Source organism: Ruminiclostridium cellobioparum DSM 1351 = ATCC 15832 (assembly GCF_000621505.1).
GTDB lineage: Bacteria > Bacillota > Clostridia > Acetivibrionales > DSM-1351 > Ruminiclostridium > Ruminiclostridium cellobioparum.
On the sequence record NZ_KK211291.1, the window covers coordinates 1 to 12,694 of the forward strand.

At 38.8% G+C, this 12,694-nt stretch carries 12 protein-coding genes; all 12 read left to right on the forward strand.

Annotated elements, in window-relative coordinates:
- Positions 1-361 precede the first annotated feature (361 nt).
- Complete coding sequence (locus tag T344_RS0121845) at positions 362-1,042, forward strand: DUF6273 domain-containing protein (RefSeq protein ID WP_027630466.1); 681 nt, start codon at positions 362-364, stop codon at positions 1,040-1,042.
- 276 nt (positions 1,043-1,318) lie between these two features.
- Entirely contained in the window at positions 1,319-2,902 is a 1,584-nt protein-coding gene (locus T344_RS0121850) for a response regulator transcription factor (protein WP_027630467.1), read from the forward strand.
- Between the two features lie 89 nt (positions 2,903-2,991).
- The gene (locus tag T344_RS30050; protein ID WP_051572163.1) at positions 2,992-4,818 is read left to right on the forward strand and encodes a sensor histidine kinase; all 1,827 of its coding nucleotides are present in this window, start codon (positions 2,992-2,994) and stop codon (positions 4,816-4,818) included.
- 133 nt (positions 4,819-4,951) lie between these two features.
- Complete coding sequence (locus T344_RS0121860; protein ID WP_051572165.1) at positions 4,952-5,920, forward strand: ABC transporter permease; 969 nt, start codon at positions 4,952-4,954, stop codon at positions 5,918-5,920.
- A gap of 128 nt (positions 5,921-6,048) precedes the next feature.
- Positions 6,049-6,924, forward strand: coding sequence for a carbohydrate ABC transporter permease (locus T344_RS0121865; protein WP_207641867.1), 876 nt, complete (start codon positions 6,049-6,051; stop codon positions 6,922-6,924).
- A 63-nt stretch (positions 6,925-6,987) separates the two neighbouring features.
- Positions 6,988-8,511, forward strand: coding sequence for an extracellular solute-binding protein (locus tag T344_RS29025; protein WP_051572167.1), 1,524 nt, complete (start codon positions 6,988-6,990; stop codon positions 8,509-8,511).
- Positions 8,512-8,586: 75 nt separating this feature from the next.
- Entirely contained in the window at positions 8,587-9,873 is a 1,287-nt protein-coding gene (locus tag T344_RS0121880; protein ID WP_034862783.1) for an FAD-dependent oxidoreductase, read from the forward strand.
- 172 nt (positions 9,874-10,045) lie between these two features.
- Positions 10,046-10,576, forward strand: coding sequence for a PAS domain-containing protein (locus tag T344_RS0121885; RefSeq protein WP_027630471.1), 531 nt, complete (start codon positions 10,046-10,048; stop codon positions 10,574-10,576).
- Positions 10,555-10,902 carry a hypothetical protein gene (locus T344_RS0121890; RefSeq protein WP_154669467.1) on the forward strand — a complete coding sequence of 116 codons (348 nt, stop codon included), beginning with the start codon at positions 10,555-10,557 and terminating at the stop codon, positions 10,900-10,902. Before T344_RS0121885 ends, T344_RS0121890 begins: the two co-directional genes overlap by 22 nt.
- A gap of 5 nt (positions 10,903-10,907) precedes the next feature.
- Complete coding sequence (locus tag T344_RS0121895; RefSeq protein WP_027630473.1) at positions 10,908-11,654, forward strand: hypothetical protein; 747 nt, start codon at positions 10,908-10,910, stop codon at positions 11,652-11,654.
- 56 nt (positions 11,655-11,710) lie between these two features.
- Positions 11,711-12,145, forward strand: coding sequence for a MarR family winged helix-turn-helix transcriptional regulator (locus T344_RS0121900; protein WP_242842123.1), 435 nt, complete (start codon positions 11,711-11,713; stop codon positions 12,143-12,145).
- A gap of 15 nt (positions 12,146-12,160) precedes the next feature.
- On the forward strand, positions 12,161-12,634 hold the full coding sequence (locus T344_RS29030) for a pyridoxamine 5'-phosphate oxidase family protein (protein WP_051572169.1): 474 nt from the start codon (positions 12,161-12,163) through the stop codon (positions 12,632-12,634).
- Positions 12,635-12,694: the final 60 nt, after the last annotated feature.

Below are 12,694 nucleotides of genomic sequence, written 5' to 3' on the forward strand. Positions count from 1 at the left end.
ATAGAGACTTTTCCAAAGAGACCACCCTGCTTTTTTCAATTTCAGAAAACAGAATCAAATCCAGCAGAAGTTTCTTTTGATAGTCTACATGAGAGTTCCAATTACACAACATTAATATAGCCTCCAAAACCAGTGTTATGGCAATTAATACCATACGCTGTGGTTTTCAAATTTTTGGAAGCTAATGTCAAGGTGTACAGTAACCATATATGGTTACTACTGGTAAATGTTGTTGGAAAATTTAAAGTAAAAAACTGGAGAATGTTAGAGGTGCGAGAAGAAAATTGCATCTTAAAACATAGAGCTCGAAAGCTATTGGAGTTTTCGAGAGTATTATTAAATTATGAAGGAGGACAGCAATTTGCAAACAGTTGATTGCAACCGGAATGTAAAACCCGGTGAAATCATTACTTTAGGTACGTATCCGCATACTGCGGATGGAACTGATGCAACACCGGTAAAGTGGCGGGTGCTGCAGAATTCAGGGAGTGAGCTGTTCATTCTGAGCGAGCATATTTTGGACTGTAAGAGGTATCACGGCAAGTCGGCGGATATTACATGGTACGATTGCGTGGATATTACTTGGCGTGACTGTGATTTGCGCAAGTGGCTGAACGATGAATTCTATAACACTGTATTCACATCCGCAGAAAAGGAATTTATAAAGACGGCCCATTGTACCGGCAACGGAGAAGGCAGCCCGGATACCGAGGACAGGGTTTTTCTGCTGAGCGTTAATGAGATAAAAGAAGTATCCGACAAACACGGCAAGGCTCTGCTGCGTGCAGTCGGGACGGACTTTGCCAAAATGAAAAAACCTGATGGCTGCAGCTTATATGTATATGATAAAACCAACAAAGATAACTATATTATCAGAAATGGACAGGAAACCGGCTGTTCCTGGTGGTGGCTGCGGACACAGGGAAACAAGCCGACCCGTGCGTTTTTTGTAGGTACGGGCTGTAGTATACGCAGCTATGCCAATGTCAGTGCAGCCCGTGACGGTGTCCGCCCCGCGTTGAAAATTGATCTTGCAATATGAAAAGGCGGTTGTTTTAATTTTCAAATCTTGATTAATTCTGAACAAGTCTATAAAATAAAGTAAAAGCCATAAATGTATGGTAAATATTTTAATTGTCATAAAAAAATATCATAATCACCAACCGCATTGAAACTGCCGCAAATGTGCATACGGTTATGGCCGCTGCAATCTGTTGCTGCTGATGATTGGCAGAAATATATCCAAGTAAGTCGACTGCTCACCGGTAAAAGTTTTTAATGATCTGGAATTATATTATATAAAATCAGGTGAATATATATGTTTAAAATAATTATTGTAGATGATGAAGATGAAACAAGAACTGGTATAATTCAGTCAATAAAGTGGACAAATTTGGGACTGAAAATAGCCGGACAGGCTGTTGATGGTATTGAAGGCATTCAATTGGCCGGAGAAACAGATCCGGATATTGCCCTGCTTGATGTGAAAATGCCTAAAATGAATGGCATTCAGTGTGCAAGAGAAATAAGGGGGATGCTGCCGCAATGTAAAATAATATTCATGAGCGGGTACAGTGAAAAGGAGTATCTAAAATCGGCAATTCAAATGCAGGCAATAGATTATGTTGAAAAACCTCTGGATATATTGGAATTGACCGGTGTAATAAAGAAAACAGTCGAGATATTAAAAAAGGATATATCTAAAAATGAAGAAGAAAGCAAACTTAAATCCATGGCAGAGGTCGGAACTTCTGTTATACGCCAGGAACTTGCTATTCGGCTTATTCACAGAAAAACAAGGCTTGCTGAATTAAAAAAAGAATTTAAGGAGCTGATGGTAGATCTGCCTCTTAATGAGAATTTTGCAACCGTTCATATCAGGCTTCATGTACATAGGCTAGGGGATAGCTCAAACAATTTTATCACCTGTAAATCCAAGATATATAACATATTGAACAGGACCTTTAATGAGTTTGATGAAGGATTTCTGATGTCCATATTGGATGCTGAGCATATGATTATGCACTTTTATGGATATCTGGCATCTAATAGTACTCTTTTGAAGCAGTATATAAAGAAAATAATTCTGGAACTTGACATGTTCTTTGGCGGCGAAGGCGTTGCTACGGCTGGTGTAGGGAATTCGGTGCGCGGAGTTGAAAATGTACCTGTATCATACCATAGTGCAAGAGCAAGCAGTCAGAGGCTTTTTTTGGAGGGATACGGCAGTGTGATTTTACCGGAAAGGGGTAATGAGAAAAAATATCATATTGATGCGGAATATATAAATACTTTCAAGAGCCTTCTGGAGGATAATGATTTTGAAAAAGCTTTAATGGTGCTAAACATAATTGTAGGAGAATCTAAAGAAAATGGGAAATACAATATCGGTGAAATAAAAAATGTGTTTTTGTCTCTTATACTTGCCGTTTTGTCATACTGCAGAAGAGCCGGCTCTGAAAAGGCAGGTACCAATGAGCTGACATGGGCGGATATGCTGAATTCAAAAACAATTGACGATGTAGTGGAATTCATCACAATCAGGCTTGTTGAAGCTTCGGACAACTTTGACCATACAAATGGGAAAAGTATAAAAATCAAAAAGGCTATTGAATTTATAAAGGATAATTATAGTAGGAACATTTCTATTGAAGATGTAGCTGAAAAGGTTACTTTAGCGCCAACATACCTGTGCAGTATTTTTAAAAAGGAAGTTGGAAGAACCATCAATCAGTTCATTGAGGAGTACAGGATTAAAAAGGCGAAACAGCTTTTAAAAAATGAGGATATTAAATTAAGCAATATAAGTCAAATGGTAGGTTACAGCAATGCTGCCTATTTTATTTCAGTGTTCAAGAAGGTTACCGGAATAAGCCCATCTGAATACAGAAAACACAGATAGGTGCCGAAGTTAATTATAAAGTATCGGCGGAATGAGGAACGGGATCTTTCAGCTTCCAATTAGTGCATTGTGAAAAGGTGGACATATTTATGTTTAAAAAATTTACAAATGGAATAATTTTTTTAGTACATGATCTTACACTTAACAAAAAGCTGTTTTTATCCTACTTTGTATTGATTGTACTTCCCATGGGCCTGATAACATATTTTTCCTACCAGAGAAGCTCACAAATTGTTGAGGAAAAGATGGTTCAGATTGCTGCACAATCTATGACCCAGGCGGCGAATACAATATCCGACAAGTTGGAAAAGGCTATTAACATTTCTAATATGGTATCCTTTAATGATGATCTTCAGGGTATTCTTTCACGGGATACCAGAGATTATTCACGTTACAGGCAAAGTGAGGATGTATTTAAGATAAGAAGTATTCTTGAAAACCTTCAGGAGACGAAATATATAACACGCGTAAAAATATATGCTAAAAGTGAATTTGAGTTTACCGGTGAAAATATAAACTTATTTTCATTGAATGATATAGACCAAACTGAATGGTATAAAAAGGTTGTAAAAAATGACGGGAAAATATTTTGGCTGTCTTCACATTATTTCAAATATGTGGACCTGGGGGAGAAAAAAAATATAATATCAGCATTCAGGCTGATAAAGGATTATAAAAAAGACGGCAGAGATATAGGGACGATCAGTGTTGACCTTCCGGTTGAAATGTTAGAGGAAATACTTCTGAAAAATAATGTTTTCTCAGGAGGGCTGCTGTATCTATTGGATGAAAACAACAATAATGTTTTGGACAGTAATGATAAATTGTCATTGAATAATCTTAATTTTACAAATGGGGATTGGCCGGGGGAAGGCAGTGAAATAAGGACTGACAAAGGAAATTACCTTCTGTGTTCAAAAGAAATAAGTTTAAACGATTGGAAATTGGTATACCTTATACCAATGGATGAAATACTTTCTTCCAGCAGGAATATCAGGAATTATTCTTACATGCTGATGGCAGTGGTAGGATTGATATCATATTTCTTTGCATCATTAATTTCGTTATCCATGACTAAAAGGATTAAAAATCTTATTAAATATATGAGAAAAGCAAAAAGAGGAGAGCTGTATACACAGGTAGTTGTGGAAGGAAAGGATGAAATAGGAGAACTTCAGGAGAACTTTTCGGAAATGCTCAAGAGGATTACAATACTTATGGACGAAAAGTATGAAATGGGACAGGAACTCAAAAATGCGGAATTGAAAGCACTCCAGGCCCAAATTAATCCTCACTTTCTGTACAATACTCTGGAATTGATAAACTGGAGAGCTCACAGGAAGGGAGCATATGATATATCTTTCCTGATCAGCTCACTCTCAAAGTTCTATAAACTCTCACTCAGCAAGGGAAAGACTATAGTAAGTATTGCCGATGAAGTTGAGCATGCCGAAACATATATCAATATTCAGAACAAGAGGTTTAATAATGCAATAACTCTGGAGAAGGAAATAGAGGAAGAATTGAAGGGTTATTCCATATTAAAACTTGTTTTACAGCCATTGGTGGAGAATTCGGTTATGCATGGAATATTGGAAAAGAAGAACATCAAGGGAACAATAATGATTTCTGCCAATATGGCTGGCAGCATAATTTCCATACAGATATCGGATGATGGCATAGGAATGTCCAAAGAAAAGCTGGGGGAACTGAAACGTTTGGAAACCTCAAGCGGAAAGAATGGTTACGGTATCGGAAATGTTGATAAACGAATAAGAATGTACTACGGAGAAGAATATGGACTGAGCTTTACAAGTTTTCCCGGACAGGGAACTACCGTAGAAATAAAAATTCCTGCAGTCAAACTGCAGGATGTCGGTAAAGCTGCCGGTATCGAGCAAAAAGATGAAACCTGAAAGAGGTAAAGCCACCTTAAGATTTTATTATTTTTCTTAGTATTTTATTATTGAAGCATGGTTACCTGTATGTAAGAATTTAAGCAGAACAATTGCTAAGTGCTTTGCAGTTACATATAGGAGAGAATATTATATGAAATCAGAAACAGCTTTATCCGACGTAATATCATATGATTCAGTATCGAAAAAGTTTATAAAATATTTAAAGAATCATTATCAGATGTATTTGTTGCTGGTCCCCGGATTAATATTTTTAGTGATATTCAAGTTTTTGCCGCTTATAGGGCTAACCATGGCATTTAAGGATTTCCAGATCCTACTGGGAAATAATATTCTGGATTCCATATTTAAAAGTCCGTGGGTTGGCCTGGATATTTTCAGAAGGATATTTAGTTCTCAGGACTTTATTAGTGTTCTGGGGAATACGCTTATAATCAGTGTTTTAAAAATTGTATTTTTATTTCCCCTTCCAATAATTCTGGCAATTCTTTTGAATGAAGTCAAAAATAGAGCATTTAAAAAAACTGTACAAACAGTGGTGTATTTACCATATTTCTTATCCTGGGTAGTTGTCTTTGGATTGTTTTTTACCTTAATGGGTAATGAAGGGGTTTTAAATAATCTTTTATCTCAATTCGGTTTTGAAAAAGTGAATTTTTTTACCGACAAGGAGTTGTTCAGGCCTCTTTTAATCATTTCGGCAGGCTGGAAGGATACGGGCTGGGACAGTATTATTTATATGGCAGCCATAACTGCAATCAATACCGAGCTTTATGAAGCGGCTGTGGTCGATGGGGCGAACAAATTTAAACAGATATGGCACATAACAATTCCCGGTATATTGCCTGTCATAATCCTAATGCTCATCTTAAGAGTAGGATATATACTGAATGCAGGGTTCGAGCAAATATTTGCAATGTATAATCCTGCGGTATATGATGTGGCAGATATAATTGATACATATATATACAGAAAAGGACTGGGACAGATGGACTTCAGTCTTGGTACCGCTCTGGGTCTTTTTAATTCGGTTATTGCATTTGTACTTATCACATCCTGTAACTTTATCAGTAGAAAATCTACAGGTAAAGGAATATGGTAACATAATACGATTATTCAAAATACCAATATGAACAATATCTCTTAAAATCCATTTGTTAAATTAAATATCAAGTCAAAAGGGAGGAACATGATGTATATAATTTTTTAGATACATCATGGATGGATAATATGAATTACCGCATTACAACCGGTGAAAAGATATTCAAAATATGCAATGCTGTCATTCTCACTTTTATAGGACTTATGGCGATACTTCCTTTTATACATGTATTTGCCAAAGCTCTAAGTGATAATTCGGCTGTTATTTCAGGAAAAGTAACCTTTCTGCCTGTGGGACTGCAGCTTGGAAATTATGAATTTATACTGACAAAATCAATGTTTTTGACCTGCTTCAGAAATTCATTGTTTATTACAATAATCGGCACTCTGCTCAGCCTGTTCTGTACGGTTACAACCGCGTATCCTTTATCAAAGGTATGGCTCAAGGGCCGTAAGTTTTTTGTATTGCTTTATATATTTGCAATGTTGTTTTATGGAGGAATTATTCCAGGATATATGCTTATGAAGTCTCTCAATTTACTGGACACTTTATGGTCGGTAATATTTCCGTTTATGGTAGTTCCGTTTAATATGCTGGTGGTGAAAACTTTTATGGAGGGATTGCCTGAAAGTGTGGAGGAATCGGCAAAGATTGACGGAGCTGGAGATATAAGAATTCTGGTAAGTATAATACTTCCCATGTCAATGCCGGTAATAGCAACGATCGGATTGTTTTATGCAGTAACCTATTGGAATGGATTCTTCCATGCCACCATGTATATAAGCAAACCTGACCTAAAACCGCTTCAGCAATATATTTACGAGATGATAAATTCCGCAAACAATATAAACAATAATATGTCAGTGGAGGAAATGCTTAAAATATCTCCGGGGGGAGTACAGGCGGCAGCCATAATAGCCACAACCCTGCCCATCATCATTGTATACCCGTTTCTTCAAAAGTATTTTGTGCAAGGTATGACGCTGGGATCCGTAAAGGGTTAGCCTTATGACTTAAGGCAGGTAACTGCTTAAGTATAGATTACATGTTTTGAGGAGGAATTAAACATGGTATTAAAGAAATTAGCTGTATTGGGGATCACCTTTGTACTTGTTTTGACACTAATTGCCGGATGCGGCAGCGGAGGAGGCGGTACGGCCCCGAAACCGGAAGAGTCTGCTTCAGCTTCAGGTGTAGTTGATGAAGAAAAGCCAATATTGAAGATGCTTATGGCGAATGTGGCAAATGTTGATCTCAATTCCGACATATGTGCGAAGGACATTGAAGCAACAACAGGCTACAAGGTGGAATACTCCATGCTTCCGCAGGATAAGCCTGATGAAAAGCTGAATATGGAAATAGCAGCAGGAGTGGAATATGACATTATAAAAATTCCACCGGACCTATACAGAAAGCTGGTTGGACAGGGAGCTTTCATCGAACTTGACGGATTGCTTGAAGAATACGGCAGCAATATTAAAGAAGCAACAAATCCGGATTATTGGAATCTGACTCAATATAATGGGAAAACCTATGGCATACCTTATGTTACCGAAAGACCAAATATTGACGGCGGGCTTGCCATAAGACAGGATATACTTGACGAACTTGGACTGGGAATGCCTGAGACAACTGAAGAATTCTATAATGTACTGAAAACCATAAAAGAAAAAAAGAATATGATACCATTTACAGCTGCGGCGACGACAAATGTTCCGACCTTGCTTAGCGGCTTTGGAATTGCCGACGGCGGCGGAGGATTTGCACAGGACATTAACGGCAAACTGGAGTGGACATTTACAGTTCCTCAATATAAGGATTATTTAAGTTATATGACTAAACTATACAAGGAGGGGCTTTTAGATCCCGACTGGGCTATTAATAAAGTGGCCAACAGAGATGAGAAATTTACAGCAGGAAAAGCTGCTGTAACTACATACAGCTGGTATGATGCCACCAAGTTGAAACCTGCACTTCTGAAAAATGTGCCTGCAGCAAAAATATCTGTTATCAATCCTTTCAAAGACAAGAAGGGAGAAGCCGGGGTATATATGGCTCAATCGCTGAACACCGTTATTACCATATCCAAAACATCCAGGAACAAGGAACATGCGGTGAAGTGGATGAATATAAAGCAGCAGCCTGATAATTTTGTATTCCTTAGCCTTGGAACGGAAGGTGTAACTTTCAAGGTAGAGGATGGCAACAAATATATTCCTATTATGCCCGCTTTGACCGAACAAAGGGGAAATGCATACTGTTATCTTACATCAAAGGATGACAAAAAGTATGCTGATATGTGGCTTGCCAGGACAAGAAGAGATCCGGCGCTGGGAGAGGCATTTGACGAATTCAACAAGGATGTCGACAAGTATGGCAAAACCAGTCCGGTATGGGATATGCCGGCTCTTCCTTCAATTACAAAGAATCAGCAGAACCTGAACAAGCTATTTGAAGACAATTTTATTAAAACCATACTCGGATCTGAAAAAGTGGAGGATTGGGATAACTTTATAGCCAGATGGAGAAATGAAGGCGGCTCAGATATGGAAAAGGAAATTAACGAGTGGTATCAGAGCAGGATAAAATAATTATAAAATGTATAATTCTGATTTCGGGGTTGAGTCTGAGGCTTGACCCCATACTTTTTGAACGGGAGGCAAAAGATGATAAATATAAGCTATTCTAAAAGTATACCGGTAATAGGTGAATATGATGTAATTGTTGCAGGATCGGGGCCGGCTGGATTGGCAGCTGCTGTAAGCAGTGCAAGAAAGGGGGCCAGGACAGTACTTATTGAAAGACTTGGTATTGTAGGAGGTAATCTTACTTCGGGATATGTCGGGCCTATTATGGGGGAGGCCAGCAGCGGAGCTATTGGTTGTGAAATACTGTCAAAACTTAAAGTGACACTGAATAAGGAGTTTCATAATGCAGAGGATGCAAAAATCATATTGACAAATATGGTTAATGAGTCCGGAAGCGAGATGTTCCTGCAGACTCCGGTAATAGATGTAATAATGGAAGAAAATGCTGTCACAGGTCTTGTTGTGGCGACTAAAAACGGCCTTGCAGCTGTAAAAGGAAAAATAATCATAGATGCAACCGGTGACGGTATAGTTTCATATATGGCAGGTGCACAGGTAATGCTGGGACGGGAGGGTGACGGACTTGTACAGCCTGTAACACTGATGTTCACCATAGCAAATGTAGATGATGAAAAAACACTTTTGTGTGAACATGAAGGATATCCGAAGGAAACAACCGAAGGCAAATTTATTTTGCTATGTGAGCAAAAGGCAAAAGAAGGCGAATTGCCTCCTAATGTTACCATTGTAAGATTGTATAGAACCAACAGAAAAGGAGAGCGGATGATCAATGCAACCCAGGAAAATCATATAAATGGCCTTGATATAAAAGATATTGCCAGAGCCGAAATTGCTCTCAGGAATCAGATAGTGAAGGTTTATGAATTTATAAAAAAATATGTTCCCGGCTGTGAAGAATGCCATATAAAGGGGAGCGCGGATGTACTCGGAATACGGGAAAGCAGAAGAATCAAGGGAGAGTATGTGCTGCAGGATTTGGATCTTATAAATGGCAGGAAATTTGAAGATGTTATGGTTCACAACGCTCAGTTTGTTATTGATATACACAATCCTGACGGGGGAGGCCAGGCCGAAGGTCTTGCAGTGCAGATAAAGCCGTACGATATTCCATACGGATGTTTTGTTCCTGAAGGAATAGATAATCTTTATACGGCAGGAAGGTGTATATCCGGTACGCACAGAGCCCACGCCTCCTACAGGGTTATGAATATATGTATGGCAATGGGCCAGGCGGTAGGAATAGGTGCGGCACTTGCAGCTGAAACAGGTGCAACACCCAGAAGACTTAATTACAAACTCATTCAGGAGGAATTAACTTCACTGGGCGTGAAGCTGTACGATTAAATAAAAGCAAAAGGGGTTTTCCTTCTATTTGGAAAGCCTCTTTTGCTTATTGATGCTTATTGATGTAAAATAAAGTAAAAATATAGATAAATTTCCAAGAGAGAATATTTTATGGTATAATTTAATAAACATTTTTCGATAAGAATAGCTATATCTACAGGAGGATACAGATTTGTATGATTTTTTTGATATTCTGATGAAAATAGTTTTGGTTATATCGTTAATTCTTTCACTGGCCATTATAATATTTTCCTCATTAAGAGGGAAAAGGACATTGTTATTGACAAGTTTTGTAATTTTCCAGTCGATGTTTGCATTATTGTGCGCTACACAGCTTCTGCAGTATATGGAAACTCTGGTTCTTTTTATCAGCCTTCTAATTAGTGCAGGTATCTGGTTCAATATTTTCTGCCTGATTTTCAGGAATAGACTGGGCCTGATCCACATAGGAAACGTTGCCGCATTTTTAAATATAGCCATTTCATCAGTAATTTTCAGTGTATTGACTTTAAAATACAGGTTTTTAAATATTGCTGCAGCTTTCAAAAAAATTGTCGACAGTCTGGAAGATGCCGTGTTTTTTATCGACATGTTTGGGAAAATTACCTACTACAATGATTCATTTGTCAGAACTTTCGAACTGGAGGTCTCGAGGAAAAAATACTTTGAGGCAGACATTTTTTGCCGCAGGTTAATGAAGTAACGCCGGAACAGGAATTTGTGAAAGAGAATTCGCTCAACAGGCCCAACGATCCAATTGTAATAAAGGGACAAGACATATCCGCCTTAAATGGTATTAATCCTGATGAATTGGTTGCTTTCAAATATGACGGAGGATGGAAGCAAATTCCCGTACAGGTTGATGAACGGGCTGTAGTAAGCGTAGCAAAGATGTACAATGCCAGTGAAAAAATTATGATACTTTTTGAACTGGCGGGTGAAACGATGTATCAATACTCACTTATACGGACAGAAACACGTTTACTTCGGGAGACCCGGACAAAACCCTCGACAGTGATGATGAAATAGTATTCATGTCAAAAGATGCGGGGGGAATGCCGGCTGACTTTTCCGAGCCTGCGGGTGTAACAACGGGACCGGCAGTGAGGATAATGATTTCAGATCCACTGGGTAAGAAAGGCTGCGGTTGTGTATACCTGTTCAGGCAGGACGGAACACTTGATCAGAGTGCAGGAAAACAATATGTGAAATATGATTTCAAGCTGCTGTCCGGAGATTACAAAACAACCTATAAAACAGGAGGAGGGCCTAATGAGGAGGATTCTACAGTCACTACTCCTTACTACTCCTGCCACTTTTCCGACCGGTGGATCAGAGACGAAATCCATGTTATGAAAGGGAATTCCAGCGGAGTTGATATTCCGGACAGACATAAGGAACTCTTCAAGCCGGGCGTACCCACAAGAACCGAGGATACTTTTTGTGAAGGTGCAGCTACAGGTTTCCCCGCCGAAGGATGTTTCACAGCAAATATCTCAGGGCCGGTAAGGGCAATCCGCTCTTATATGGGAGCCAACAGCGGTTTCATCACCCAAAGAGAACATATATTTTATGAAGACAGGGAGGATATCAACACATATCTCAAATTTTTAAATATTAAAAGATTGCTGTCTTTTGGGAAATGTATCTGCCGCCAGGGCTTTATCAGGGGTGCAGCGGCAGCATTTTTTCTCCTTATAGCTGATTTTTTAGCTGATGCTAAAGCTTATGCCCTTTTAAGGAGCCTCTTTTTCCGCTCTTTTAACATCTTCTTTTTTTAGCTGAAGAAATTTCCCTTGACAAAATAGTACTATATGGTACTATACCATATAGGGAGGTGCTTGTTATTAAAACTTTTGGTGGCTTTCTCATTTCTCAAATCCGGCAGTTACAGGGCCGTGTATTTGAAAAAATGCTTAAGGAAAGTGGTGTGGATGCTTTTAATGGAGCACAGGGCAGAATACTGTATATCCTATGGGAACACAAACGGCTTACAATCACAGAAATTAGCCGGTTGACTTCGCTTGCAAAAACTTCTCTTACCAGTATGCTTGATAGAATGGAAGAAAGCGGATTGATAGAGCGGACGCCGGACAAGCAAAACCGCAGACAAATTTTTGTTTCTATTACTGAAAAAGCTATGAACTATCGAGATGACTATGACCGCGTCTCCGAGCAGATGAACCATTTATTTTATCAAGGTTTCACAGAGAAGGAAGTTAAAGATTTCGAGAACGCACTACGCAGAATTATTGCCAATCTCGAAAATTAAAAGGAGGGTATGTACATGAACCGTCAAGACAAACAGGATATAATCAAACTGGTAGAGGCCAGCAGGGACGCAATTGTCTGCTCCATAGACGAAAACGGATTTCCAAACGCTAAAACCATGTTCAGGCGAAAGAACGATGGTCTTCAAATATTCTGGTTCTCATCTAATGCGTCTGCAATCCGTACACAACAGTGGCTTAAGAATCCCAATGCATGCGTTTACTTTATGGATCCTCAAAATTTTACCGGTTTAATGCTAACAGGAAATATTCGGGTCTGTATTGATAATGAAACCAAACAAGCCTTTTGGGAACAAGGCGACGAAAAATATTATCCTCTCGGTCCCACAGACCCGGATTATTGCATGTTATGCTTCATCTCTGATAGGGGTAATTATTACTCCGGTCCGCAAAAGCATCTGTTTAGTGTCAAAGAAGATATGAATGAGGTGAATTATGACTACTCGGAGGGGTGGAGAGTAATCGAGTGACTGAGGGAACGAGACTGACTGAATTTTTAGGAGCCTATACCAAAGTTTAATTGGGATAGG

What these genes read in the sequence shown, in the direction of transcription:
- T344_RS0121850 (WP_027630467.1), top strand. Translation starts at nt 1,319, where the DNA reads ATGTTTAAAATAATTATTGTAGATGATGAAGATGAAACAAGAACTGGT.
- T344_RS30050 (WP_051572163.1), top strand. Translation starts at nt 2,992, where the DNA reads ATGTTTAAAAAATTTACAAATGGAATAATTTTTTTAGTACATGATCTT.
- T344_RS0121860 (WP_051572165.1), top strand. Translation starts at nt 4,952, where the DNA reads ATGAAATCAGAAACAGCTTTATCCGACGTAATATCATATGATTCAGTA.
- T344_RS0121865 (WP_207641867.1), top strand. Translation starts at nt 6,049, where the DNA reads ATGAATTACCGCATTACAACCGGTGAAAAGATATTCAAAATATGCAAT.
- T344_RS29025 (WP_051572167.1), top strand. Translation starts at nt 6,988, where the DNA reads ATGGTATTAAAGAAATTAGCTGTATTGGGGATCACCTTTGTACTTGTT.
- T344_RS0121880 (WP_034862783.1), top strand. Translation starts at nt 8,587, where the DNA reads ATGATAAATATAAGCTATTCTAAAAGTATACCGGTAATAGGTGAATAT.
- T344_RS0121895 (WP_027630473.1), top strand. Translation starts at nt 10,908, where the DNA reads ATGTCAAAAGATGCGGGGGGAATGCCGGCTGACTTTTCCGAGCCTGCG.
- T344_RS29030 (WP_051572169.1), top strand. Translation starts at nt 12,161, where the DNA reads ATGAACCGTCAAGACAAACAGGATATAATCAAACTGGTAGAGGCCAGC.